Annotated in this window: 23 protein-coding genes; 12 read left to right on the forward strand and 11 right to left on the reverse strand. The window is 68.9% G+C overall.

Annotated elements, in window-relative coordinates; genetic code table 11:
- Positions 1 to 124: 124 nt before the first annotated feature.
- A complete protein-coding gene (locus tag CA237_RS10330; RefSeq protein ID WP_206432969.1) occupies positions 125 to 1579 on the reverse strand; it encodes a glycoside hydrolase family 125 protein in 1455 nt (484 codons plus the stop codon).
- 109 nt (positions 1580 to 1688) lie between these two features.
- Between CA237_RS10330 and CA237_RS10335 the strand changes: the two genes are divergently transcribed.
- A complete protein-coding gene (locus tag CA237_RS10335) occupies positions 1689 to 2870 on the forward strand; it encodes a Xaa-Pro peptidase family protein (protein ID WP_126013992.1) in 1182 nt (393 codons plus the stop codon).
- Positions 2871 to 2931: 61 nt separating this feature from the next.
- Here the strand turns inward: CA237_RS10335 and CA237_RS10340 are convergent, their stop codons facing one another.
- Together CA237_RS10340 and CA237_RS10345 are read right to left on the reverse strand one after the other, a co-directional pair.
- A complete protein-coding gene (locus CA237_RS10340) occupies positions 2932 to 3459 on the reverse strand; it encodes a putative immunity protein (RefSeq protein WP_066688743.1) in 528 nt (175 codons plus the stop codon).
- Between the two features lie 185 nt (positions 3460 to 3644).
- Positions 3645 to 4376, reverse strand: a complete 732-nt coding sequence (locus CA237_RS10345; RefSeq protein ID WP_066688983.1) for an arylesterase — start codon at positions 4374 to 4376, stop codon at positions 3645 to 3647.
- Between the two features lie 15 nt (positions 4377 to 4391).
- Between CA237_RS10345 and CA237_RS10350 the strand changes: the two genes are divergently transcribed.
- Both CA237_RS10350 and CA237_RS10355 read left to right on the forward strand, forming a co-directional pair.
- A complete protein-coding gene (locus CA237_RS10350; protein WP_066688745.1) occupies positions 4392 to 5087 on the forward strand; it encodes an ABC transporter ATP-binding protein in 696 nt (231 codons plus the stop codon).
- Between the two features lie 157 nt (positions 5088 to 5244).
- The gene (locus CA237_RS10355) at positions 5245 to 7737 is read left to right on the forward strand and encodes an FtsX-like permease family protein (protein WP_066688749.1); all 2493 of its coding nucleotides are present in this window, start codon (positions 5245 to 5247) and stop codon (positions 7735 to 7737) included.
- Between the two features lie 145 nt (positions 7738 to 7882).
- Here CA237_RS10355 and CA237_RS10360 read toward each other — a convergent pair whose 3' ends face one another.
- Positions 7883 to 9343 carry a DEAD/DEAH box helicase gene (locus tag CA237_RS10360; protein ID WP_066688751.1) on the reverse strand — a complete coding sequence of 487 codons (1461 nt, stop codon included), beginning with the start codon at positions 9341 to 9343 and terminating at the stop codon, positions 7883 to 7885.
- 264 nt (positions 9344 to 9607) lie between these two features.
- Between CA237_RS10360 and CA237_RS10365 the strand changes: the two genes are divergently transcribed.
- Together CA237_RS10365 and CA237_RS10370 are read left to right on the forward strand one after the other, a co-directional pair.
- On the forward strand, positions 9608 to 10699 hold the full coding sequence (locus tag CA237_RS10365) for a histidine kinase dimerization/phosphoacceptor domain -containing protein (RefSeq protein WP_066688755.1): 1092 nt from the start codon (positions 9608 to 9610) through the stop codon (positions 10697 to 10699).
- Positions 10692 to 11096 (forward strand): response regulator, encoded by a 405-nt coding sequence (locus CA237_RS10370; RefSeq protein ID WP_066688757.1) that lies wholly within the window; start codon positions 10692 to 10694, stop codon positions 11094 to 11096. The genes CA237_RS10365 and CA237_RS10370 overlap by 8 nt, the downstream gene beginning before the upstream one ends.
- Positions 11097 to 11270: 174 nt before the next feature.
- On the opposite strand, the gene recF is transcribed toward CA237_RS10370, so the two are convergent.
- Positions 11271 to 12338 carry a DNA replication/repair protein RecF gene (recF, locus tag CA237_RS10375; RefSeq protein WP_066688759.1) on the reverse strand — a complete coding sequence of 356 codons (1068 nt, stop codon included), beginning with the start codon at positions 12336 to 12338 and terminating at the stop codon, positions 11271 to 11273.
- A 127-nt stretch (positions 12339 to 12465) separates the two neighbouring features.
- On the opposite strand from recF, the gene CA237_RS10380 reads away from it, so the two are divergent.
- Positions 12466 to 12807, forward strand: coding sequence for a hypothetical protein (locus CA237_RS10380; RefSeq protein ID WP_066688760.1), 342 nt, complete (start codon positions 12466 to 12468; stop codon positions 12805 to 12807).
- Positions 12808 to 12934: 127 nt separating this feature from the next.
- Here CA237_RS10380 and CA237_RS10385 read toward each other — a convergent pair whose 3' ends face one another.
- Complete coding sequence (locus CA237_RS10385) at positions 12935 to 13684, reverse strand: Coq4 family protein (protein WP_066688761.1); 750 nt, start codon at positions 13682 to 13684, stop codon at positions 12935 to 12937.
- Positions 13685 to 13751: 67 nt separating this feature from the next.
- The gene (locus CA237_RS10390) at positions 13752 to 13988 is read right to left on the reverse strand and encodes a hypothetical protein (protein ID WP_066688762.1); all 237 of its coding nucleotides are present in this window, start codon (positions 13986 to 13988) and stop codon (positions 13752 to 13754) included.
- A 94-nt stretch (positions 13989 to 14082) separates the two neighbouring features.
- Between CA237_RS10390 and CA237_RS10395 the strand changes: the two genes are divergently transcribed.
- From CA237_RS10395 to CA237_RS10420, 6 genes are all read left to right on the forward strand, one after another.
- Positions 14083 to 15900 carry an ABC transporter ATP-binding protein/permease gene (locus tag CA237_RS10395; RefSeq protein ID WP_198158497.1) on the forward strand — a complete coding sequence of 606 codons (1818 nt, stop codon included), beginning with the start codon at positions 14083 to 14085 and terminating at the stop codon, positions 15898 to 15900.
- A gap of 72 nt (positions 15901 to 15972) precedes the next feature.
- Positions 15973 to 16905, forward strand: a complete 933-nt coding sequence (locus tag CA237_RS10400; RefSeq protein WP_066688766.1) for an alpha/beta hydrolase — start codon at positions 15973 to 15975, stop codon at positions 16903 to 16905.
- Entirely contained in the window at positions 16878 to 17684 is an 807-nt protein-coding gene (locus CA237_RS10405) for a class I SAM-dependent methyltransferase (RefSeq protein WP_066688768.1), read from the forward strand. Before CA237_RS10400 ends, CA237_RS10405 begins: the two co-directional genes overlap by 28 nt.
- Before the next feature lie 43 nt (positions 17685 to 17727).
- Positions 17728 to 19494, forward strand: coding sequence for a DNA helicase RecQ (gene recQ, locus CA237_RS10410; RefSeq protein ID WP_066688770.1), 1767 nt, complete (start codon positions 17728 to 17730; stop codon positions 19492 to 19494).
- Between the two features lie 172 nt (positions 19495 to 19666).
- Positions 19667 to 20095 carry a TIGR01244 family sulfur transferase gene (locus CA237_RS10415; protein ID WP_066688771.1) on the forward strand — a complete coding sequence of 143 codons (429 nt, stop codon included), beginning with the start codon at positions 19667 to 19669 and terminating at the stop codon, positions 20093 to 20095.
- Between the two features lie 215 nt (positions 20096 to 20310).
- Positions 20311 to 20604 (forward strand): SEL1-like repeat protein, encoded by a 294-nt coding sequence (locus tag CA237_RS10420; RefSeq protein WP_066688985.1) that lies wholly within the window; start codon positions 20311 to 20313, stop codon positions 20602 to 20604.
- A gap of 295 nt (positions 20605 to 20899) precedes the next feature.
- On the opposite strand, the gene topA is transcribed toward CA237_RS10420, so the two are convergent.
- The 4 genes from topA to plsY form a co-directional block, all read right to left on the reverse strand.
- Positions 20900 to 23479, reverse strand: coding sequence for a type I DNA topoisomerase (gene topA, locus CA237_RS10425; RefSeq protein WP_126013997.1), 2580 nt, complete (start codon positions 23477 to 23479; stop codon positions 20900 to 20902).
- A 92-nt stretch (positions 23480 to 23571) separates the two neighbouring features.
- Positions 23572 to 24222, reverse strand: a complete 651-nt coding sequence (locus CA237_RS10430; protein ID WP_066688773.1) for a hypothetical protein — start codon at positions 24220 to 24222, stop codon at positions 23572 to 23574.
- A 59-nt stretch (positions 24223 to 24281) separates the two neighbouring features.
- Complete coding sequence (dprA, locus tag CA237_RS10435; protein WP_066688776.1) at positions 24282 to 25406, reverse strand: DNA-processing protein DprA; 1125 nt, start codon at positions 25404 to 25406, stop codon at positions 24282 to 24284.
- Positions 25399 to 26004, reverse strand: coding sequence for a glycerol-3-phosphate 1-O-acyltransferase PlsY (gene plsY, locus CA237_RS10440; protein ID WP_066688988.1), 606 nt, complete (start codon positions 26002 to 26004; stop codon positions 25399 to 25401). The genes dprA and plsY overlap by 8 nt, the downstream gene beginning before the upstream one ends.
- Positions 26005 to 26038 lie beyond the last annotated feature (34 nt).

The raw sequence follows: 26038 nt of genomic DNA on the forward strand, positions 1-26038 counted from the left end.
GCGTCATCCCAGCGAAGGCTGGGATCTCTCGGTTGTAGCGCGCAGCAGGAACCGCAAGAGGCCCCAGCCTTCGCTGGGGCGACGGTTTCATGCATGCCGATCGGCAGTCGATGATGGTGCCCCCTCAGACCCGGACATTCTCCAGCGGCGCCTGCAACAGCTTCGGCCTCGTCGCCGCCAGATGCAGGATGAACTCGCCGAACAGGCCATTGGCCCAGGCGAACCAGTCGCGGCTGAACTTCGCCGGATCGTCCTTCTCGAACGCCTCGTGGATGAAGCCCGTACCCGCATGGGTGCGCTTCAACGTGGCGAGGCATTGCAGGATCGTCGCATCGTCGGTCGCGCTCAATCCCCGCACGATCAGCGACATCGGCCAGATATAGTCCATCCCCTGATGCGGCCCGCCGATCCCCTCGCCCGCGCGCCCCTTGAAGAACCACGGGTTCGCCTCGCTCCACGCCGCCTTCGCGGTCCGCTGCCACCGCGCATCGCTCGCGGGCACGCAGCCGAGCCATGCCAGGCTGGACAGCGACGGAACATTGGCGTCGTCCATGAAGATCGCATTGCCATAGCCGTCGACTTCATAGGCCCATACGTCGCTGCCATCGGCCAGCCGCATCGTCCCGTGCTGCGCCACGGCGGCCGCGACCTCGTTCGCCAGCGCGGTCGCATCGTTGGCCAGCGCCGCATCGTTGCGCGCTTCGTTCGCGACCTGTGCCATCTCGCGCAGCGTCGTCACCGCGAACAGATTGGCCGGCACGAACAGCAGATACTGGCAGGCATCGTCCGACGGGCGGAAACCCGAATGGATCATCCCGTTCTTGCGCGTCGGCGCGCCATAACCGGCCAGCAGCGTCTCGGTCGGCTGGCGGCTGGCGCGCTGGAACTTGTAGGGGCCCGGTCCGTCCTTGCGCTGCTGTTCGCGGAAGGTGCGGACGATCGCGCGCATCGCCTGCGACCACTCGGCATCGAACGGCGTCGCATCGCGCGTCGTCGTCCAATATCCGTGGCTCAGCCGCATCGAATAGCACAGCGAATCGATCTCCCATTTCCGCTCGGCCACGCCGGGCTTCATGTCGGTCACATCCTCCTTCGCCCACGACAGCGACGTCCGCGCGGTCGGGTCCTCCATGAAGGCGTTGGCATAGGGGTCGATCAGCACGCTGCGCGCATGCCGCGCGATCAGCCCGCGGAACAGCTCACGCAGCTTCGCGTCGCTCGGTGCCAGATGCAGGTACGACTTCACCTGCGCCGCCGAATCGCGCAGCCACAGGCAGGGGATGTCGCCGGTGATGACGAAGCTGTCCGGCTTGCCGTCGACCGTCCCCATCCGCACCGTGGTGTCGAGCGTGTTGGGATAGGCGTTGGCGAACAGCCACGCCAGTTCCGGATCGGCGATCATACGGCTGACGCGCGCAATCTCCTGCTCGACCGCCTTGCTGACGAAGCGGCGGTCGGCGGACGCCGGGCGCCTGCTCGGAAACGCGGCCTTGCTCTGCGCCCCGGCCAGCCCTCCGCTCGCCAGCCCGACCCCCAGCAGCGCGCCCTGCATCATCATCGTACGGCGGTCGGTCAGCATGCATTCGGTCTCCGGTAGCGTCGCGCCCAGCTAGGATATGCGCACCCGGCGTGGCAATGCCGCGCGCACGCCGCTACAGCGAGGCCGAACGGGATCGAAAGGGCGGACCATGACCATCGGCGGATCGAACGCGGCGCAGCAACTGGCGGCGATCGCCCCATGGGCCACGCCCGCCCCCGCCATCACCCCCGCCGAACGCCTCGCCCGGATCGAGCGTGCCCGCGCGCTGACCGAAGCGTCGGGTGCGCAGGCGCTGCTGGTCCATACCGGCGATTCGCTGCGCTATTTCACCGGGATTCCCTGGGGAGCCAGCGAACGGATGGTCGCGCTGCTGCTGCCCGTTACCGGTCGCCCGCGCATCCTCTGCCCGGCGTTCGAGCGCGGCACGCTGGAGGCGGACCTGACCATCGCCGCCGACCTGCTGCTGTGGGAGGAGGATGAGGACCCGACCGCGCTGGTCCGCGATGCGCTTCCCGCCGGCGCGACGCTGGCCGTCGATCCGCTGCTGCCCTTCGCCTGGGGGCAGAAGCTGGCCGCCCATGGCCTGATCCTGACCGATGGCGCGCCCGCGATCGATGGCTGCCGCCGGATCAAGTCGCCCGCCGAACTCGCCCTGCTGCAACAGGCCAAGGACATGACGCTGGCGGTCCACGCCGCCGCCGCCCGCATCCTGCGCCCCGGCATCCTCGCCAGCGAGGTCGTCCGCTTCATCGACGACGCGCACCGCGCGATCGGCGGCGGGGGCTCCACCTTCTGCATCGTCCAGTTCGGCCGCGCCACCGCCTTTCCCCACGGCCTGCCCGGCGACCGCGCGCTGAACGAAGGCGAGCTGGTGCTGATCGACACCGGTTGCCGGGTGGAGGGCTATCACAGCGACATCACCCGCACCTATGCCTTCGGTGCGGTCGATGACGACATCCGCGCTATCTGGGACATCGAACATGCCGCGCAGGCCGCCGCCTTCGCCGCCGCCGCCCCCGGCGTGCCGGCGCAAGCGGTCGACGCCGCCGCGCGCGCGGTGCTGGTACGCGAAGGGCTCGGCCCCGACTACCGCCTGCCCGGCCTGCCGCACCGCACGGGCCATGGCATCGGCCTGTCGATCCACGAACCCGCCTATCTGGTGCGCGGCGACACGACCCCGCTCCAGCCCGGCATGTGCTTTTCCAACGAACCGATGATCGTCGTCCCCGACCGATTCGGCATCCGGCTGGAGGATCATTTCCACGTCACCGACACCGGCGCGCAGTGGTTCACCCAGCCGCAGCCATCGATCGACCGGCCGTTCGGGTAGGGGCGGGTTTCCCGCAAAGGATCGATTTTCGGGAAATCTGCGTCTGCTGGTCACATACCGATCAACGAAGCGCCGCGTCGATCTCGCGAACCAGTTCGCCAATGCGACCGCCTTTCGAAGGGGCGGCTGGATAGCGGCGGAGAACCTCCGACACCTGCGACGTGGCGAGGCCAACCAACATCGTTAAATGCAATTCCGCATTGCTCGGGCGTATAAGTTCGATTGCCCGCACTGCATGAGCCGCCGATCCAAGAATGTGCTTTACCTGAGTCGCCTTAGCCAGCGGATGCAGGTAGGCAGCGCCGGCGGCCGCAACGGCGGCCCGCGCTGCCTCGCTAGCAGCAATCTCGCCGTTTTCGGCCGCTTCGCCCGCAGCCCGTAACGCAGACCAAGCCCTGTCCCGGAGGACCTTGGTTCGTTTTGCGCCTCCCGCGAACAGTTGCGCGGCGTCAATGGCATCGTGCAGCCGCTGATCGTTTGGGTGCAGTTGCTCGAAAACCGAAAGGACAGAATGAGCGCACAGCGCCGCATACCCCGCGACCGCCCGGCAATCATTCAACTCAAGATCGACCCTCGCAACATCTGTCATAGTCCGGAGATACCCCCGCCTCGGCAAGCATTGAAGCCCCACCCTTCATTCCCGATTGGGAACCAACAACGAGAATCCGGCCGCGCCGGTCGCGCTCACGGCCGCCTGCGGGTTGTTATTTCCCAAAACCTGTTCTCGCTTCCAAATTCCCGCAACCGCCGGTCCGCACGGCAAAACGGGAAGCCCTACCCCCGCAACCGCCCCGCCACCACCGGGCCCAGCCGCGCCACGATCCGGTCGACCCCTTGCGCATTCGGGTGGATGCCGTCGGGCAGCATCAGCGCCCGGTTGCCGATGACCCCGGCCAGGATGAACGGATCGAGCGTCGCGTCATATTGCTTTGCCAGGTCCGGCCAGATGCGGTTGAACTGCGCGGCATAGTCCGGCCCCAGATTGGGCGGCACCATCATGCCGGTCAGCACCACCGGAATGTCGCGCTTCTTGAGTTCGTCCAGCATAGAGACGAAATTCGCCCGGGTCTCGGCCGGCGGAATCTGCCTGAGCAGGTCGTTGCCGCCCAGCCCCAGCAGGACGAGGTCGGGCTTGCGGTCGAGCTTGTCGAGCGTGAAGGCCAGCCGCTGCCGCCCCGCCGCACTCGTGTCGCCCGAAATCCCGGCATTCACCACCCGCGCATTGATCCCGTCGGCACGCAAGGCGTCCTGCAGGTCGTCGGGCAGGCTGTCGCCGCGCCCGAGGCCGTAGCCGGCATACAGGCTGTCGCCGAACGCCAGCACCAGCCGCTCCGGCCCCGCGACCGGCGCCTGCGATCCGGCCGGTATCGGAGTCGCGTCGGTGGCGACGTTCACCGCCGTCGCGTCGTTCGTTTCCGACAAATCCGGCCCGCCACAGCCCGACAGCAGCAAAGCGCCTTGGAGAAGCGCGATGCCGCCAGCATATATGGGTCCCTGCTTCGTCACCGGCGACAACCTTTCATGCAATCCGTTTCGAACGATATGGTCATCGACGCGCGCGGTGTCACCCTGACGCTGGGCACCGGCGACGCTGCCACCCGCATTCTCCACGGCATCGACCTGGCCGTCCCCTCAGGGACCAGCGTCGCACTCTTGGGAGCCTCCGGTTCGGGCAAGTCGTCGCTGATGGCGGTCCTTTCCGGCCTCGAACGTGCGAGCGGCGGGCAGGTGCGGGTCGCCGGGGCCGATTTCGGCACGATGGGCGAGGATGATCTGGCGCGTGCCCGGCGGGGGCGGATCGGCATCGTGTTGCAGGCGTTCCACCTCCTCCCCACCATGACCGCGCTCGAAAATGTCGCGGTGCCGATGGAGTTGGCCGGCGTCGCCGACGCCTTTGCGCGGGCCGAGGCCGAACTGGCGTCGGTCGGCCTTGGCCACCGCCTCCACCATTATCCGACGCAGCTGTCGGGCGGCGAGCAGCAGCGCGTGGCCATCGCCCGCGCGCTCGCCGGGCGGCCGGCGCTGGTCTTCGCCGACGAACCGACCGGCAATCTCGACCGCGCGACCGGCCATGCGATCATGGACCTGCTGTTCGAACGCCGCGCCGCGACCAAGGCGACCCTGCTGGTCATCACCCACGACCCGGCGCTCGCCGAACGCTGCGACCGGGTGGTCGAACTGGCCGACGGCCGCATCGCGCGGGATAGCGGGGTATGACGGGCGCGGTGCTAAAGGCTCCGACCTGTTTCAAAACGAACCCGTACCCCCGCGTAGGCGGGGGTCCAGAGCCAAGCAAAACAACCGGTGGTCTAGGCGGCTCTGGATTCCCGCCTGCGCGGGGATACGGTGAAGCAGACCCTTGCGAAGCCGCCGCATGACCGACTGGCGCCTCGCATGGACGTTCGCCCGCCGCGAACTCGACGCGCGCTTCCGCGGCCTGCGCCTCCTCCTCGTCTGCCTGATCCTCGGCGTCGGCGCGCTGGCGGCGATCGGCAGCCTTACCCGCTCCATCACCGGCGAACTCGCCGCACGCGGGCAGAGCCTGCTGGGCGGCGATCTCGAACTCTCCGTGTCGCAGCGACCCGCCGATCCCGCCGAGCGCCGGGCGATGGCGAAGCTCGGCCGCGTGTCCGAAACGCTGCGCATGCAGTCGATGGGTGTCAACTTCGACGGCCAGACCGCCCCGATCGAGCTGAAGGCGGTCGACACCGCCTATCCGCTCTACGGCACGCTCACCCTGCAAAACGGCGCCGCCCGTCCGCTGTCGCCGACCGAGACCTATGTCGGACCGGCACTGGTCGAACGGCTGAAACTGCGCGTCGGCGGTTCCGTCCGCTACGGCACGGCGTGCTTCACCGTCGCCGGGATCATCGCCGACGAACCCGACCGGCTGAGCGAAGGCTTCACGCTGGGCGCGGTGGCATTGGTGTCGCTCGACGGGCTACAACGCACCGGCCTGATCGCGCCGGGCAGCCTGTACGAGAGCAAATACCGCATCGCCAGCCGCTACGATCCGGCGCAGGCTATCGCTGCATTTACAAAGCGTTATCCCGCGCAGGGCTGGGACAGCCGCACCCGCGACCGCGCCTCGCCCGGTGCCGAACGCTTCCTGACGCGGATGGGGGAATTCCTCGTGCTGGTCGGGCTGACCGCGCTGGTCATCGCCGGCATCGGGGTCGGCAACGGCGTGTCGAGCTACCTCGCCACCCGTCGCTCCAGCATCGCCACGCTAAAGGTGCTGGGCGCCACCTCCGGCCTGATCGCGCGGGTCTATCTGCTTCAGATCGTTGCCGTTTCCGCCATCGGCATCGCGATCGGGCTGGCGATCGGAATCGCGGCCGTGCCGCTGATCGTGGCGCTGGCGGGCGATGTCCTGCCGGTCGCGCCGGCCTTCGCGATCCATCCGCTGCCGCTGGTTCAGGCCGCCGCCTATGGCCTGCTGATCGCGCTGGCCTTTGCCGCCCCGCCGTTGTTGGCGGCAGGCGCGGTGCCCGCCGCCGGGCTGCTGCGCGGGGTCCATGACGGGCGCTCCGCCCCCCGGTGGAAGGCGGCGGCGTGGATGGGCGCGGCCTTTGCCGGCATCGTCGCGCTGGTGCTCGCGACTAGCGAACGCCCTTGGTTCGGCGCGGCATTCCTCGGCGCGGCGGGCGGACTTCTCCTGCTATTGTCGGCACTTGGCTGGCTGATCCGCAGGCTGGCCGCCCGCCTGCCCCGCTCGCGCAGGCCACTATGGCGCCTCGCCGTGGCCGCGCTCCACCGCCCCGGCGCCCGCACCGGCGCGCTGGTCGTGGCGCTGGGCCTCGGCCTCACCCTGTTCGTGCTGCTGGCCGCCATCCGCACCAGCCTGGACGCCAACATCCAACGGACCGTTCCGGCGCGCGCACCCGCGCTTTTTGCCCTCGACGTGCCCCCGACCCGCGAATCATCGTTTCGCGACACCATCGCCAACATCCAGCCCGACGGCGACGTCCAGACCGTGCCCCTGATGCGCGGCACCATCACCGCCTATGGCACCACCCGCGTCGCCGACCTGAAGACCATTCCCGAAGGCGCCTGGGCACTGCGCGGCGAACGCGGCCTGACCTTCGCCGCCACCCTCCCGCCGGGCAGCGAACTGGTCGCGGGCACATGGTGGCCGGCCGACTATACCGGCCCGCCGCTCGTCTCGGTCGACGAACGCATGGCGCAGGCGCTGGACCTGAAGCTGGGCGATCCGCTCACGATCAGCGTCGCCGGACAGGAACGCACCGCGCGCATCGCCTCGCTGCGCAAGATCGCGTGGGACACGATGGGCTTCAATTTCGTGATGGTGTTCAGCCCCAACGCGCTGTCCGACGTGCCGCACAATCTCGCGGCGACGATTACCATGCCTCCGGGCCGCGAGCGCGACGTCGTCCGCGCGCTGTCCGCCGGCTTCCCCTCGACCTCGGTCGTGGAGGTGCGCGAGGTGATCGGGCAGGTCCGCACCATCGTCTCGCAGATGGCGACCGCCATCGCAGCGGCAGCGGGCATCGCGATCCTTGCCGGCATCGCCGTTCTGGTCGGCGCGATCGCCGCCGCGCGCGAGACGCGGACCTATGATTCGGTGATCCTGAAGACGCTCGGCGCGACGCGCGGACAGATATTGGCGGCGCAGGCGCTGGAATATCTGCTGCTGGCGGTCATCCTCGCCGCGCTGGCGGCGGCGATCGGGATTGCGGGCGCCTGGTATGTCGTGGTCGAGCTGTTCGCGTTCGACTGGCTGCCCGACTACGGCGCGATCGCCGCGACGCTGGCGGTCGGGGTCGGGGTAACGGTGGGGATCGGGTTGTTGGGGGCGCTGCCGATCCTGAGCGCGCGGCCGGCGCGGGCGCTCAGGGAGCTGTAACTCCTCCCCGGCACGGGGAGGGGGACCAGCCGCAGGCTGGTGGAGGGGGGGGTCCGCATACGGCACGATCGCGTTTCGCCGACACCCCCCCTCCACCACCGCTTCGCGGCGGTCCCCCTCCCCGCACGGCGGGGAGGGTCTGGGATTACGCCGTTGCGCGCGGAGCGCCGCCGCGACCACGGCCGCCACGGCCGCGACCGCCGCCGCCACCCGGACGGCCACCGCCACCGGGACGCCCGCCACCGCCGGCACCGGCTTCACGCGGCGGACGACCGCCACCGCCCTGCCCCTCACCGCGCTGCGGCTGACCGCCGCCGCGTGCCGGATTGCCGACCGGACCGCCGCGACCATGGACCGGCTTGGCGCCATGGGCATGGGTCGCACGCGGCCGCGCGGGCCCGCGCTCGCTGGGCAGGCGCTCGGGCCGATCCGGGGCATAGGGCGCGCGGCTCGCCTTGATCTGCGCGCTCTGCTGCAGGAAATCGTCGGGCAGCGGCACGACCTCGACCTTCTGCTTGGTCAGCCGCTCGATGCCCTTGAGGTACGGCCGCTCGTCGTCCGCGCAGAAGCTGAACGCCACACCCGACGCACCCGCGCGTGCGGTGCGCCCGATGCGGTGGACGTACTGCTCCGAGACGTTGGGCAGTTCGAAGTTCACCACATGGCTGACGCCCGACACGTCGATGCCGCGCGCGGCGATGTCGGTGGCGACCAGGATCGGCACCGTGCCGTCGCGGAACGCCGCCAGCGCCCGCTCACGCTGCGGCTGCGACTTGTTGCCGTGGATCGCGTTCGACGCGATGCCGTTGGCCGCCAGCAGCTTCACGACGCGGTCGGCGCCGTGTTTGGTGCGGGTGAATACCAGGGCTCGGTCAATCTTTGTATTGCGGAAGAACATGGTCAGCAGCGTCTGCTTCTCCGCCTGCTGGACGAAGGTAACGTACTGCTCGACGCGTTCGGCGGTCGACGATACCGGCGTCACCTGCACGGTCGCCGGATCGGTCAGATACTTGTCGGCCAGCTCGCGAATGTCCTTGGGCATCGTCGCCGAGAAGAACAGCGTCTGGCGCGATTTCGGCACCATCGACACGATGCGGCGCAGCGCGTGGATGAAGCCCAGGTCGAGCATCTGGTCGGCTTCGTCGAGGACGAGGATCTCGAGCTCGCCCAGCCCCAGGCACTTCTGGTCGATCAGGTCGAGCAACCGGCCCGGCGTCGCGACGAGGATGTCGACGCCTGCCGCCACATCGCGGATGTTGCGCGGCACCGGCACGCCGCCGAACACGGTCGCGACGGTCAGCTTACTGTGCTTGGCATAGGCGCGGGCATTGTCGGCGATCTGGCTGACCAGTTCGCGGGTCGGGGCCAGCACCAGCATGCGGCAGCGCATCGGGCGGCGGCGGACATTGGCCTTCACCAACAGGTCGATCGAGGGCAGCACGAACGCGGCGGTCTTGCCGGTGCCGGTCTGGGCGATGCCCAGCAGGTCGCGCCCTTCGAGCACGAGCGGGATGGCATCGCGCTGGATCGGGGTGGGGGTTTCGTAATTCTTGGCGGCGAGCGCGTCGAGGATCGACTTCGACAGGCCAAGCGACTGGAAGGACATGACAGTTCCTGCAAATAGGTCCGGCAGCCGTGGACGCCGACGACAATGGCGCACGGATGGCGGGGCAAAAAATTGCGACCCGCGTGACTAGGGAAGCCGGGTTAAGCGACGCGGAGCCGAGACCATAAGGTCCGATCACGCTGCCTGAAAAAGCGTCGCTGCGCTGCGGCAAATAGGCGAAACCCTGACGCAGGTCAAGAAGATGCTGTACGCCACCGCCAATTCGCGCTGGCAACGGCGGATTCTCGCGCCTAGAACCACCGCATGTCCGAAACCGTATCGGCCGACATTCCCGTCGAAGAATTGCCCCGCCGTCACCTGCGTCTGCTGGGCGAGGCCGCCGACCGGCTGCTCGCGGCGGAGGACCCGGCGGGGATGGTCGACGACCTCTTCGCGCTGATCGCCGAGGAACTGCGGCTCGACGTATTCTTCAACTATCGGCTCGACGGCGAAGTGCTGACGCTGGTCGCCCATGCCGGACTGACCGAGGCGGAAGCGGCATCGGGCGCGGAACTGGCCGTGGGTCAGGCAGTCTGCGGTTGCGCCGCGCGCCAGCGCCGCCCGATCCAGGCGTTCGGCATCCAGTCGTCCGACGACCCGCTGACCGATTTCGTGCGCCTGCTGGGCATCGACGCCTATGCCTGTACCCCGCTGGTGCATGGCAGCGAACTGCTCGGCACGCTGGGCTTCGGGCGGCGCTGGACCGATCAGTTCGACGCCGACGAACTGACCTTCCTCCACACCATCTGCCATTATGTCGCGCTGGCCAAATACCGGCTGAAGATCGAGGCGGAGCTGCGCGAGGGGATCGCGTCGCGCGAACGGCTGCTGGGCGAACTCAACCACCGCGTACGCAACGCGTTGCAGGCGGCGGTGGCGGTCGTCCGGCTGGGCGCGGCGGACAGCAGCGACGATGCCGCGCGCACCGCGCTGGCAGGGGCGGCCGAACGGCTCGAAGTGCTCGCCGCCGCGCATCGCCCGCTTTATGCGACCGACAGCCCGAGCCGGATCGATATCGCCGCGCTGATCGAATCGCTCGTCGATCGCAGCGACGACGAAGTGGTCGAGGTCACGGTGAGCGGCACCCCGACCCTGCCGGTCGAACAGGCGGCGGCGGTCGCGCTGCTGACCCACGCCTTCCTAGCCGCCGATCCCGATATCGTGACCCATGTCGCGATCGACATGGCGGCCGATCTGCTGCGCATCACGCTGACCGGGCCGGGCATGGGAGCGGCGCGCCCGGCACTGGACGAGGGGCGGCTGGTCCGCGGGCTGGCACGGCAGCTGCGGGCCGAGGTGGCGCGCGACGGCGGCGACCGGCTGACCATCGCCGTGCCGGTGCCGCATTATGGCTGACCCCTTGCGCATCCTGCTGGTCGAGGACGAAGCGCTGGTCGCGATGCTGGTCGAGGACGCGCTGGTCCTGCACGGCCATGTCGTCACCGGCATCGCCGATACCCGCGCCGATGCGCTGGCGCTGGCCGATGCCGATCGTCCCGACCTGGCGCTGTGCGACGTGCGGCTGGCGCGCGGCGATTGCGGTCGCGACGTGGCGACGACGCTGGCGGAACGCGGCATTCCCTGCCTGTTCCTGAGCGGCAATTGCCCCGACAGCTCCGACCATCCGCTGATCCTGGGCTGCGTCGCCAAGCCGTTCCACACCGCCGCGTTGGGGCGGGTGATCGAGGCTGCGTTGATCCGGCTGCACGGCGGCGAACCGGAACGCGTGCCGGCCGAGTTGCGCTTTTACTAGTTGCGACTTGCCCGTCGATGATCGGCATCGACGCGGTCGACGTAACAGTCATTTCCGTCACCCCGGGCTTGACCCGGGGTCCCGCTTTTTACGGCGGTGGAGAAGAAGAAGGGGGACCCCGGATCGAGTCCGGGGTGACGACGGGGCACCGGTTCGCTGCATGCCCCGCACGCGCTACACCCGCTCGATCCGCCCGTCCGCGACATGATAGCGGGTGGCATCGCCCGGAATGTCGCTGAACAAAGCGGCCTCGGTCCCGGTCAGCCATACCTGCCCCGCGCCGCAAGCCCGTGCGAACAGCGCCGCGCGCCGGCCGGGGTCGAGATGCGCGGCAACCTCGTCCAGCAACAGGATCGGCCGCCGCCCGGCACGCTCTGCCACCAGCTCGGCATGCGCCAGCACGAGCCCCAGCAACAGCGCCTTCTGCTCGCCGGTCGAACAGCGCGCCGCCGCCATCCCCCGGTCGCGGTCGGTGACGATCAGGTCGGCGCGGTGCGGTCCGCTGAGCGCCCGCCCCGCCGCCGCGTCGCGCGCACGCCCCGCCGCCAGTTCGCGCGCGAACAGCGCCGCATCGCCATGCCACCCCTCCAGCGCCAGCGCGGCGCGCGGGAAATCGGTCGCCGGCAAGGCAGCGATCCGGTCGCCCAGCATCGCAACGCACTCCGCCCGCGCCGCACCCAGCGCCAGCCCATGTTCGACCATCCGCGCCTCCAGCGCCGCCAGCCAGTCGGGATCGGGCGACCCTTCCTCCGCCAGCAGCCGGTTGCGCTGGCGCATCGCCGCATCGTAGCGCGTCGCCTGCGTCGCATGGGCCGGGTTCAGCGCTAGCGTCATCCGGTCGAGGAAGCGGCGGCGCTCCCCGGCCGGCTCGACGAACAGCCGGTCCATCGCCGGGGTCAGCCACAGTACCGACAGCCATTCGGCCAGCGCGGTTGCCGCCGCGCCCGCGCCGTTGATCCGCACGATCCGCCGTTCGGGCGCACCCGCCTGCGTCCCCGTGCCGATCCGGACATCGTCGCCCAGATCGGCTGCGACGCCGAAGCCGCCCGCCCCGCCCTCGCGCGCCATGTCGGACAGGGCGGCGCGGCGCAGCCCGCGACCCGGCGCCAGCAGCGACACCGCCTCCAGCACATTGGTCTTGCCCGCGCCATTGGGTCCGCTCAGCACGACGAAACCCGCACCCGGTTCGATGGTGCCGTCCGCATGGTTGCGAAAATCGGTGAGGGTCAGGCGGGTCAGCATCGGTCCGTGATCGTTAGCGGTGCGAAGGCCGCCGCGAAACCCTTGGGCGGCCGCCGCTTTGTTATACGAACGCAACTTTCCGCAGGTTCGGGGATTTGGATGGTTCGACTTACGACAGGAACCGCCGATGCCCCGTTTCGTCCTGATGGCCGCCGCCGCCTTCGCGCTGACTGCCTGCGGCTCGCAAAGCCCCGAACAGCAGCGCGCGGACCAGCTGCGCGATCAGGCCGATGCCGAAGCCGATGCGATCGAGGCGGCCGCCGAAAACCAGACCGCGCAGATGAAGGTCGAGGCGGAAGGGCTGGTCAATCAGGCGGGACAGGCCGGTGGCTATGACGCCGAACGATTGAAGGTCCGCGCCGAGGCGATCCGCGAGGAAGCCAAGCTGGTCGAGAAGCAGGCCGAAGCGCGCGCGAAAGCGGTTCGCGACCGGGGCGACGCGCAGGCGAGCGCGGCGCTGGCGAAGTAAGGCCGTCCCTCCCACATTCGCCATCCCGGACTCGACCCGGTGTCCCGCTTTTTGCTGCGGTCGGGATAGAAGAAGAAGCGAGACCCCGGATCAAGTCCGGGGTGCCGTGGTGGGTGTCGTTCCGCCCTTAAATCCCCGCCAGCCCCTGCTCGCGCAGCCGCTTCTGCGCCGCGTGATAGGCCACCGGCTCGGCGATATTCAGCCGCCTGCGCGCCGCGTCGAGCGGCTCGGCCAGCAGCGCCTCATAATCCTCGGCATGCAGCCAGCGCGCCTTGCGGCCGTGGCGATATCCTTCCCATACCGCCTTGGCGAAGGCCCGCTCGCCGGTGATCCGCAGCGACTTGAGCGCCGCGCCCAGACCGATCGCCGCCCAGCCCAACCCGCCGGTCTGGGCATAGGAGAAGGCGACGAGGCACGCCTCGCCCAGATGTTCCTCAGCGGTATAGCCGGTCAGGATGTGCCAGATGTCGTGGACGTCGCGCTCGCGCCGGCCGAACCATGCGACCGGATGGGCGGCGTCCTGCCAGCCCTCGCCATCGGCATAGCTGATGTCGGCAAGGCCCTGTGCCGAAAAGCCGGTGCGGTCGAGGAAGGCGCGATAATGCGCGCCGACGCTTCCCTCCGGCAATGCATCGACCCAGGCCCGGTCGGAGAAACGCTTCGCCAGTTCGACATGGTCATAGGCGATCCGCCCGCCGCCCGGTTCCTGTAACAACCGGGCATAGTTGCGGTGGCTGGTATCGGCGTTCAGCGCGCGCATGATGCGGAACACCTGCACCGTATCGTTGCCATCGGCGAGCAGTCGCCGGAGCGCGGCCCATGCCGTGCCCCAGTCGCGCCGCAATGGTTGGATGGTGTCGAGTCCATGCGCCGCCATGACCGCCTCCGTTACTTACAATGATGTAAGTATAGCGGCGCCCGATCGTCGTCAAGCCGCGGTGCGCTTACCCCGCCTTGGGCTTGGTCGGCTTGCCATTGTCCACGACGAAGCGCCCGCCGCGTTCGCACGACGCGCTGATGACCGGGAAGGACAGGTCGGTATTCTGCGCCAGCATCAGCGGCATCGCCGCCTGACATTCGGCGATCGACTGGTAGCTTGCCGGGGCCACCCGCTCGCGGGTGCAGGTCGCGCCATCGTCGCCGCAACCCAGGATCGCCATCACATAGACAAGAGGTGCCATGTCCCGTCTCCTCGATGGTTTCAATACATTGGTAAGCACCTTGTTCCGACGAAGCGTTGCCTATCTGCGCCCGCCTCCCCAAATGGCGCTTGCCATGCCTCCCGAAACCATTTCCGCCTCCGGTCCGACCCGACCGATGCTGGCGACGCTCCGCCGTTTCCTTCCCTATCTCTGGCCCGCTGGGGCGCCGGGGCTGAAGGCGCGCATCATCGCCGCGCTGCTGCTGGTCGTCGCGTCGAAGCTGGTGCAGGTCTATGGCGCGCCGTTCGCATTGCAGGGGGCGATCGACACCATGGCGGCGGGATCGCGCGATGCGCTGTGGCTGGTGGTGGCGCTGGTCGCGGGCTATGCGGCGGCGCGCTTCGGCGGCACGCTGTTCGACAATCTGCGCAACGTCGTGTTCGAACGCGTCGGACAGGACGCGACGCGGCGGCTGGCGGCATCGGTGTTCCGCCACCTCCATGCCCTGTCGCTGCGCTTCCACCTCGAACGGCGCACCGGCGCGGTGACGAAAGTGGTCGAGCGCGGGACCAAGAGCATCGACACGATGCTGTATTTCCTGCTGTTCAACATCGCGCCGACCATTCTCGAACTGACGCTGGTCCTGTCGATCTTCGGCACGCGCTTCGGCGGGTGGCTGGTCGGCGGCACGGTGGCGATGGTGGTATTCTACATCGTCTTCACCCGCTGGGTCACCGACTGGCGCTCGGCACTTCGCGAACGGATGAACGACCTCGACACCGGCGCCGTGGCGCATGCGGTCGACTCGCTGCTGAATTTCGAGACGGTCAAATATTTCGGCGCGGAGGAGCGTGAGGCGCAGCGCTACGACCGCGCCATCGCCGGCTATGCCGATGCGGCGGTGAAGTCCGAAAACTCGCTGGCGCTGCTCAATATCGGGCAGGCGCTGATCACCGCGTTGATGCTCGGCGGCGGCATGGCGCTGATCGTGTTCGGGTGGTCGAGCGGGCGCTTTTCCCCAGGCGACGTGGTGCTGGTGTCGACGCTGCTCACCCAGTTGTTCCGCCCGCTCGACCTGCTCGGCATGGTCTATCGCACCGTCCGGCAGGGGGTGGTCGACATGGGCGCGATGTTCGACCTGATCGATGCGCCCGCCGAGATCGTCGATGTGGCCAACGCTCCGCCAATGACCGTCACGCGCGGTCATGTCCGCTTCGAAGGGGTCGGCTTCGACTATGGTGATGGGCGGCAGATATTGAACGGTATCGACCTCGACATTCCGCCGGGCACCACGCTGGCGGTGGTCGGGCCGTCGGGGGCGGGCAAGTCGACGCTCGCGCGGCTGCTGTTCCGCTTCTACGATCCCACCGCCGGGCGGATCACGATCGACGGACAGGATATCGCCCAGGTGGCGCAGGCATCGCTGCGCAGCGCGATCGGCATCGTGCCGCAGGATACCGTGCTGTTCAACGACACGATCGGCTACAACATCGCCTATGGCCGCGCCGATGCGACGGCGGCCGAGATCGCCGAGGCAGCCCGCGGCGCATCGATCGCGCCGTTCATCGCCAGCCTGCCCGACCGCTACGACACCCGGGTCGGCGAACGGGGCCTGAAACTGTCGGGCGGTGAGAAGCAGCGCGTGGCGATCGCCCGCACCCTGCTCAAGAACCCGCCGGTCCTGATCCTCGACGAAGCGACCAGCGCGCTCGACAGCCGGACCGAGGCCGACATCCTCGACACGCTGGAGGCGATCGAGCGCGGGCGCACGACCATCGTCATCGCCCACCGCCTGTCGACCGTGGTCCATGCCGACCGCATCGTCGTGCTGGAGGGGGGACGCGTGGTCGAAAGCGGATCGCATGCCGACCTGCTGCGCCTGGGCGGCACCTATGCCGAGATGTGGGCGCGACAGGCGGCGGAGCGCGAGGCCGCGCTGGCCGAGGCGTAACCGCTTTGTCGTATGCGATGGACACTCCACCGCGCTGACGCGTATCCCCGACGCATTGCGGGAGGAAGACGCATGAAGGATACCCTGAAGAAGGCGGCGACCACGACCGCATGGGTCGGCGGCGCGCTGGCGCTGTGGACCACGCTGGCGGCCGGCGCGTCGGAGATGCTGGTCCCGGCGGATGGCGATTTCGTCGACGTGCCCGGCGCGCGGCTGCACTATGTCGATACCGGCGGCGACGGCCCGGCGATCTTGCTGCTCCACGGCATCTACGGCCAGCTGCGCAACTTCACCTATGCGCTGACCGATCAGCTGAAGGACCACCGACTGATCGTGGTCGACCGGCCCGGCTGGGGCCATTCGACCGTCGAGGGCGAGCATCCCACGATCGAGACGCAGGCGCGGATGGTCGCCGACCTGATCGATGCGCTCGGCCTCGACCGTCCGCTGCTGGTCGGGCATTCGATGGGCGGCGCGGTCGCGCTGGCGATGGCGGTGAACCAGCCGGCCAAGATCCGCGGCGTCGCGCTAATCGCCCCGCTGACCCAGCGGGTGACCGAAATGCCGGGCGTGTTCCGGGGCAAGGCCCCGCCCGCGGCCGTGCGCGGCCTCGCCGCGTGGACGGTCGGCGTACCGCTGACCACGCTGACCGGGCCGGCGGTGTCGAAACAGGTGTTCGCGCCCGATGCCGTGCCGATGGATTTCGGCACGCGCGGCGGGGGCCTCGCCGCGCTGCGCCCGTCGAGCTTCGAGGCGGGCGCCGTCGAGCTGCGCGACGCCAACCGCGCGCTGTCGACGATGATCCCGCGCTACGGTGCGATCAAACTGCCGGTCGTCATCCTCTATGGTCGCGACGACGAACTGCTCGACCCGCACAGCCAAGGCGACGTTACCGCCGGGGAAATTCCGGGCGCCGTGCTGACGAAGATCGGCGGCGGGCACATGATCCCGGTGACCCACCCGGCCGAAACCGCCGCGTGGCTGCGCACGGCGGCAGCGGCGTGAAGCGGCGGGCGCTGCTGCTCGCCGTCCTGCTCGGCGGGTGCAGCGCCTATGGCGACGGGATGGGCGATATCCTGCGCGGCACCGGCATCGCCGCGCGCGAGCCGACCTATGACGTGCCCTATGTCCCGACCCCCGAACCGGTGGTCGATGCGATGCTTGCCCTGGCGGAGGTCGGCCCCACCGACACGTTGATCGACCTCGGCTCGGGCGACGGCCGCATCGCCATCGCCGCTGCCCGCCTGGGTGCGAATGCGCGTGGCGTCGAGATCGACACGACATTGGTCGAGCGTGCGCGCCGCAATGCTGCGCTCCACGGGCTACAGGACCGCGCCCGCTTTTCCGCCGCCAACCTGTTCGACACGCCGCTGCGCGATGCCAGCGTGGTGACGATGTACCTGCTGCCGCGCATCAACATGGCGCTGCGTCCGCAGCTGTTGACCGAACTCCGCCCCGGCACGCGCATCGTCACCCATGCGTTCGATATGGGCGACTGGCAGGCGGACGAATGGGGCCTCGTCGCCGAACGCTCCATCTACCTCTACATCGTGCCGGCCGTCGCCGGCGGCAATTGGCGGATGACCCTGCCCGACGGGCGTTCGGGAGTGCTACACCTCGACCAGCGGTTCCAGTTCGTGACGGGCAGCTTCGACGGAAAGCTTGTCGCCGGCCGGCTGCGCGGCACCGAACTGGACGTCGTGATCGACGGCGCCAGCTACACCGGCTCGGTCGGTGAGGCAGCCATCACCGGCAAGGGCTGGCGCGCGACGCGGGTCGACTGACCACCCCTCGACGCGCCCGCCCCGCATCCCTAGGTGAGGCCCGATGGCGCTCGACCCGATCCCCGTATTGCAATCGACCTTCGGCTTTCCCGACTTTCGCGGCGTCCAGCGGCAGGTGGTCGACCGGGTGCTAGGCGGGCGGCGCACGCTGGCGGTGATGCCGACCGGTGCCGGCAAGTCGCTGACCTATCAGCTGCCGGCGCAGATGCTGCCGGGCACTTGCGTCGTCGTGTCGCCGCTGATCGCGCTGATGCACGACCAGCTGCGCGCCGCGACCGCCGTCGGCATCCGCGCTGCGACGCTGACCAGCGCCGACGACAACCGGGCCGAGACGCGCGGCCGGTTCCTCGATGGCGAGCTGGACCTGCTCTACGTCGCGCCCGAACGCGCATCGGGCAGCGATTTCCGCGAGTTGCTGTCGCGCGGCAACCTGTCGTTGTTCGCGATCGACGAGGCGCATTGCGTCAGCGAATGGGGCCACGACTTCCGCCCCGATTACCGCCTGCTGCGCCCGCTGTTCGACCAGTTTCCCGATGTGCCGCGCCTCGCACTCACCGCGACCGCCGACGCGCATACCCGCGCCGACATCCTCGAACAGCTGGGCATCCCGCAGGACGGGCTGATCGTCGCCGGGTTCGACCGGCCCAATATCCGCTACCATATCACCCCGCGCGATCAGGGCACGCGCCAGATCGCCGACGTCATCGCCGCCACCCCCGGCCCCGGCATCGTCTATGTCCAGTCGCGCGCCGGCACCGAAAAGCTGGCCGAGGCGCTGGCCAGGACCGGCCGCCCGGTCCGCGTCTATCATGCCGGACTCGACCCCGCCGTCCGCCAGCGCAACCAGCATGATTTCGTCGCGTCCGAAGACATGGTGATGGTCGCGACCATCGCCTTCGGCATGGGCATCGACAAGCCCGACGTGCGCTTCGTCGCCCATGCCGGGCTGCCGAAATCGATCGAGGCCTATTATCAGGAAACCGGCCGTGCGGGCCGCGACGGCGATCCGGCGGTGGCGCATCTGTTCTGGGGCGCCGACGACTTCGCCCGCGCCCGCCAGCGGATCGGCGAGGTCGAACCGGCGCGCCAGCCGGGCGAACGCCAGCGGCTGAATGCCCTGGGCGCGCTGGTCGAGACCGCCGGGTGCCGCCGCGCGATGCTGCTGCGCCATTTCGGCGAACAGCCGGGCGACTATTGCGGGAATTGCGACAATTGCCTGTCGCCGCCCAACGCGGTCGACGCGACCGAACTGGCGCAGAAATATCTGTCCGCCGTGTTCCGCACCGGGATGATGTTCGGCGCGACCTATATCGAACAGGTGCTGACCGGTCAGTCGACCGAACGCAGCCTGATGAACGGGCACGAACAGCTGTCGGTGTGGAACATCGTCGATGGCGACGACGTCGCGTTGCTCAAACCGGTCGGCCGCGCGCTGCAGCTGCGCGACGCATTGCGTGCCAACGATCATGGCGGGCTGGAATTCGGCCCCGCTGCGCGCGGGCTGCTGAAGGGCGGCGACACGCTGTCGATGATCGTGCCGCCCAAGCGCGAACGGCGCCGGCGCGGCGGCGGCTCCGCCACCCCCAACCCGACCGGCGATCCGCTGTTCGAGGCGCTGCGCGCCAAGCGCCGCGAACTGGCGCAGGAGGCCGGGGTGCCGCCCTATGTCATCTTCCACGATTCGGTGTTGCGCGAAATGGCGGCGGACCGGCCGCAGACGATCGGCGGCATGCGGCGGATCACCGGTGTGGGCGAGAAGAAGCTGCAAGCGTACGGGGACGCGTTCCTGAGCGTCATCAAGCAGCACTAAATTCCTCCCCACAACGTGAGGAGGGGGACCGCTCGCGCAGCGAGTGGTGGAGGGGGGAAGCGGCAAGCGCAACCTCTTTGGCCCTCGCCCCTCCACCAGCCTGCGGCTGGTCCCCCTCCCCACGTTGTGGGGAGGATTTGCTTGGGACGACCCGCCCCGCTATCTTCCCCCCATGCACATCCGCCGTATCGACGACCGCATTTCGGTCAGCCCGCAGATCACCGCCGACGATGTCGCGACGCTGAAGGCGCAAGGCTTCACCACCATCGTCAACAACCGCCCCGATGACGAGGAAGCGGGCCAGCCCGCCGGCGACGCGATCGCGGACGCGGCGGCAGCGGCGGGGCTGGCCTATCACGCGATCCCGATCACCCATGCCGGGTTCAGCCACCCGCAGTTGGACGCGATGGCGCAGATCCTCGAGCAGGCGGACGGCCCGATCCTCGCCTATTGCCGCTCGGGCACGCGGTCGTGCAATTTGTGGGCGCTCGCCAGCGCCAAGCAGGGTGGCGACCCCGCCCATCTGGTCGCCTCGGGCGGTGCCGCCGGCTACGACCTGTCGGGAATCCGCCCGACGCTGGACGCCCTCGCCCGGGGCTGACGGCGCGACAGACGTCCCCCGCCATTGGGCCCGTTGCCATACCCCGGCAACGACGCGGCCCAGCGCGGGGGAACGCCTGCATGGATAAGCGGCATCCGTTCCGACATGCTTAATCGGCGGTACGTTAACGCACTGAACCGCTCCGGTTTCTGGCGTTAACCAAATCGCAACCCCCAGCCGGCAATTTCGTGCCTGTACCAATGGGGGTTCTGAACATGGGCATTAGTCAGAAAGGCGCCCGCTTCCTCTCGGAAAGCCGGGTGGAAGACGCAAGCGCAAACAACAGCACGGCGTGGTTCGATCTCGGCATCTGCTATTCCAGCGGTACCGGCGGGGCGATGATCGACCTGGTCGAGGCACATAAATGGTTCAACCTCGCCGCCATGTCGGGCGTCGAGGAAGCGCAGGCATGGCGCGCGGAAATCGCCTGCGACATGACTCCGCGCCAGATCGCCGATGCGCAGAAAGCGGCGCGGGCGTTTTTGCAGGCGGGCGCGCGGCCGAACTGATCGGCGCCGCTGACGGGTCCGGCTGCGACGGTTGACGCCGTCCGAGCCGGGGGCAGGCAACTCGTCGGCGACAAGCGCGAGACATTCTTCCGTTCGTCACCCCGGGCTTGACCCGGGGTGACGGGAATGGCTGGGGTCGCGTCTGCGACAATAGTCCCGTGACCAGCACAGAGCCGGGGTCACCTTACCCTTCCCTTCCGTCATTCCCGCGAAGGCGGGAATCCATAAGCACCGACGCCCGGACCCGATCCGCAACGCTTGCGCCTATGGACTCCCGCCTACGCGGGAGTGACGATTAGGCCTTGGCCGCCGGCTTCTTCGCCGGAGCCTTCTTCGCAGGCGCCTTCTTGGCGGGTGCATCCTTCGCCGCCGCCTTCTTCGGCGCGGCCTTCTTGGCCGCCGGCTTCTTCTTGCCCTTGGCCGGCGCCGCCGCCGCGCGGTCGTCGATCAGCTGCGCGGCTTCCTCCAGCGTCAGCGCGTTCGGCTCGACCGACTTCGGGATCGTCGCATTGGTCGTGCCATCGGTAACATAGGGGCCATAGCGCCCCTCCATCAGCTTGATCTCAAGCTCGGTGCGCGGATGGTTGCCCAGCACCTTGAGCGGTTCCTTCGCCGCGCCGCGCGCCGGTCGCCCGCCGCCCGCCGCCGCCTCGGCCAGCTTCACCACCGCCGCGTTCATGCAGGTTTCGAACACGTCCGCCGTCGACTGCAACCGCGCGTACTTGCCGGCGTGCTTCAGATACGGGCCATAGCGCCCGATCGCCGCCTCGATCGGTTCGCCCGTCTCCGGATGGTTGCCGATGGTGCGCGGCAGGCTCAGCAGCCTCAGCGCCCATTCGAGGTTCAGTTCGCCGATATCCTTGGGGATCGACGCGCGCTTGGCGTCCTTGCCCTCGCCCAGCTGGATGTACGGCCCGAACCGCCCCGACTTGCGCTCGACCTCCAGCCCCGTTTCCGGGTCCTTGCCCAGCGATTCCGGTCCGGTATCGCCACCATCCTCGCCGCCCGGCTGAGCGAAGCGGCGAGTGTACTTGCACTCGGGATAGTTGGAGCAGGCGATGAACGCGCCGAACTTGCCGCCACGCAGTGCCAGGCGTCCCTCGCCGCAATTCGGGCACAGCCGCGGATCGGTCCCGTCCGCCTTTTCGGGGAACAGGTACGATCCCAGAAACTGATCGAGCTCGGCGGTGATCGCGCTCGGCTGCTGTTCCATCACCTCCGACGTGCGCGGCTTGAAATCGCGCCAGAAGGCCTCGAGCACCGCCTGCCATTCGGCCCGCCCGCCCGACACGTCGTCCAGCTCTTCTTCCAACCCCGCCGTGAAGTCGTAGCCGACATATTTCTCGAAGAAGCGTTCGAGGAACGCGGTCAGCAACCGCCCGGTCTCTTCCGCGAAAAACCGGTTCTTCTCGACGCGGACATAGCCGCGATCCTTCAGCACCTGGATGATCGAGGCATAGGTCGACGGACGACCGATCCCCAGTTCCTCCAGCCGCTTGACCAGCGACGCTTCCGAGAAACGCGGCGGCGGCTGGGTGAAATGCTGTTCGGCGACCACGTCCTTCTTGGCCGGCGCATCGCCCGAGCGCAGCAGCGGCAGGCGGCGCGAATCCTCGTCCGCCGCGTCGTCGCGCCCTTCCTCGTACAGCGCGAGATAGCCGGGGAAGAGCACGACCTGGCCGGTGGCGCGTAAGGCCGTCTGCCCGGTCTGGTCCTCCAGCTCGACGGCGGTCCGCTCCATCCGCGCCGACGCCATCTGGCTGGCCAGCGCCCGCTTCCAGATCAGGTCGTACAGGCGGGCATGATCGCCCGACCCGGCGCGATCCTTCGAAAAATCGGTCGGGCGGATCGCCTCGTGCGCTTCCTGCGCATTCTTGGCCTTGGTCTGGTACTGGCGCGGTTTGTCAGGGACGTAGCTGCCGTCATAGCGGTTGGCGATCGCCCCGCGCGCGGCATCGATCGCCGACCCGTCCATCTGCACGCCGTCGGTCCGCATGTACGTGATCGCACCGTCCTCATAGAGCGACTGCGCCACCCGCATCGTGTGGCTGGCCGAGAAGCCCAGCTTGCGCGCGGCTTCCTGCTGCAGGGTCGAGGTGGTGAAGGGCGGCGGTGGATTGCGCGTCGCGGGCTTCGTCTCGACATTGACGACCGTAAAGCGACCATCGACCACCGCCGCCTTCGCGACCTCGGCCGACCCGGCATCGCCCAGCGACAGCTTGTCGAGCTTCTTGCCCTTGAGTTTCACGAGGCGCGCGTCGAACGGCGTGCCGTCGGCCTCCATCTTGGCAATGACCGACCAATATTCCTGCGCGATGAAGGTTTCGATCTCGCGCTCGCGCTCGACCAGCAGCCTGAGCGCCACCGACTGCACCCGGCCCGCCGACTTGGCACCCGGCAGCTTGCGCCACAGCACCGGCGACAGGGTGAACCCGACCAGATAGTCGAGCGCCCGCCGCGCCCGGTACGCATCGATCAGATCGGTATCGAGGTCGCGCGGAGCCTTCATCGCTGCCAGGATCGCCGGCTTGGTGATCGCGTTGAACGTGACCCGCTCGACTTCCTTGGGCAGCGCGCGACGCTTCTTCAGCACCTCCTGCACATGCCAGCTGATCGCCTCTCCCTCACGGTCAGGGTCGGTGGCGAGGATCAGGCGGTCGGCGGTCTTGGCGAGGTCGGTGATCGCCTTCAGCTGCTTCGTCTTGTCGGCGTACGTCTCCCAATCCATCGCGAAGCCGTCGTCCGGGTTCACCGACCCGTCCTTGGGCGGCAGGTCGCGGACATGGCCATAGGAGGCGAGGACGCGGTAATCGGACCCCAGATATTTTTCGATGGTCTTCGCCTTGGCGGGCGATTCGACGATGACGAGCTGCATGATGTGGCGGTCGGTCCTTGTGCGTACGTACGCGAGAGTGGGGAGGCAGGCACCGCTACGTCAAGCCGCAGGTTTTTAATGCCGTATGACGATCACGCCGCCACGCGTGCGGCCCAATCGTCCAACGCCGCCCAACCCAACGCCATTGCGATATTTTCCCGATGGTCCGCAAAGCTGAACCGTTCCGGATCGATCCGTTCGCCCCGTACCACATCCCAGATCGGACTGTGTCCGGCGGGATCATAGCGTCGGAAAGGACGGTCATGATCGGCGTGATCTGGCGTGAACGCATGGGATCGCCTGGCCTGACCGCGTCGAACCATTCGATGTCGTTCCCCTGTCGGACCGTCCGTGACACCCGTCGCGACCGAATGGGTCAGTACCCACAGTACGGTATCGTGCGGATCGATCCGATCGGAACCGATGATATTCCGAGTCAACGTCGCGACCGGCACGGTGTGTTCGATGTGAACCGTCTGGCCTAGCGCCTTGGTGCCGCATCGCTCAGCTTCGGGCAGCCCCATGAAGTCTTCGGTACGATACAGCGCACCCGAGCACAGCGTACCCCCGCCGGCCTGGTAGCCAAATCGATTATGGATGTGGCGGACGTCGATGTTGCGAATATCGTTACCGTGCAGCCGGACACATTGCGGCGTGCCGATCGTCCGGCGGATTCGCTCGCCCTCGCGCTGCCAGAACGCCCGAGCCCTGCGACCCTCCGCTCGTGCCAAATCAACCGTCATGCTATTCTCCAACCGTTCCGGCCAGCATGAGGGCGGGGCCCCAAACAAACGATCAAACGCTACGCCAAGCCGACCCGCCCCCCGGCGTGCCGCTCCAGCCGCCCGGCCAGCTCCAGTTCGAGCAGCACCGTCTGCACCACCATCGTCGGACAGCCCGACTGCCGCACCAGTTCGTCGACCGCCACTGGCACCGGTCCCAGCAGCCCGGCGATCCGCGCACGCTCCGCCTCGCTCGCGTCCGCCGCCACCGGCTCGGGCCGATAGCCCGATCCCGGCGAGCGCACCGCCCGCGCGTCGATCGGCCGCAGCATCTCCGCCACGTCCGCCGCATTCTGGACCAGGGTCGCGCCCTCGCGGATCAGCGCGTTGCACCCCTGCGCCCGCGGGTCGAGCGGCGATCCGGGCACCGCCATCACCTCGCGCCCCGCCTCCCCCGCCAGCCGGGCGGTGATCAGCGACCCGGACCGGGGTGCCGCCTCCACCACTACCGTCCCCAGCGACAGGCCGGCGATGATCCGGTTGCGCGACGGGAAATGGCGGGCCAGCGGCTGCGTCCCCGGCGGCTGTTCGGCGACCAGCAGCCCGCGCGTGGCGACGTCCTCCTGCAACGCGGCATTCTCCGGCGGGAACACCACGTCGATGCCGCTCGCGATCACCCCGATCGTGGCATGGCCGATCGCCCCCTGATGCACCGCCGTGTCGATCCCGCGCGCCAGTCCCGACACGACGACATAACCCGCCGCGCCCAGTTCCTCGGCCAGCCCGCGCGCGAAGCGGCACGCCGCCGCCGACGCGTTGCGCGCCCCGACCATCGCCACCGCCGGCCGCGCCAGCAGCGACAGCTCGCCCCGGACGATCAGCGCGGGCGGCGCGCTATCGATCTCCGCCAGCAGCGCGGGATAGTCCGGGTCGCCGAGCAGCAGGTATCGCCCACCCAGGGCGCGAACGGTCGCGATCTCGCGCCGCACGACGCTCTCGTCCGCGAGCGCCGGCGCCCGACCACCGCCCCGCGCCGCCAGCATCGGCAACGCCTCGATCGCCGCCACCGCATCGCCATAGCGTTCGATCAGCGCGCGAAACGTGACCGGGCCGATATTGGCCGACCGGATCAGCCGCAGCGCCGCGAACCGGGCGGCGTTCTGGTCGGCGGCGCCGGGTCGCTCGCCTACCGACCCTTCACCCACGCTTGCGGCCGATCCTCGGCTCCGTCCCCGCCACCAGCCGCTCGATATTCTCGCGATGCTTCCACAGCACGATCAGCGCGAGGCCGAGGAACAGCACCACCAGGTCGAACCGGCCGAGCGCCGCCGCCGCGACCGGCGCGGCGACCGCCGCCGCCATGCCCGCGACCGACGAAATGCGGATCGTCGCCAGCAACCCCAGCCACACGACCGCATAGACCAGCCCCGCCATCGGGCTGAGCGCCACCACGACGCCCATCATCGTCGCCACGCCCTTGCCACCCCGGAACCGCAGCCACAGCGGATAGCAATGGCCGACGAACGCCGCCGCACCCGCGACCAGTTCCTCACCCGGAAACCACGCCGCGACGATCCACACCGCCGCCGCGCCCTTCAACAGGTCGAGCAGCAGCGTCGCCGCCGCCAGCCCCTTGCGCCCGGTACGCAGCACGTTGGTCGCGCCGATATTGCCCGACCCGATGGAGCGCAGATCGCCCGCCCCGGCGATCCGCGTGAGCAAAATGCCCCACGGGATCGATCCGAGCAGATAGCCGATCAGCAACGCCGCCACCGGCGGGAACCAGAGAATTTCGCTCGGCAGGATCGCCCCCGTGTAACTTGCCGTCTGTGCCATG

It is taken from the genome of Sphingomonas sp. ABOLH (assembly GCF_003951715.1).
Classification (GTDB): domain Bacteria; phylum Pseudomonadota; class Alphaproteobacteria; order Sphingomonadales; family Sphingomonadaceae; genus Sphingomonas; species Sphingomonas hankookensis_A.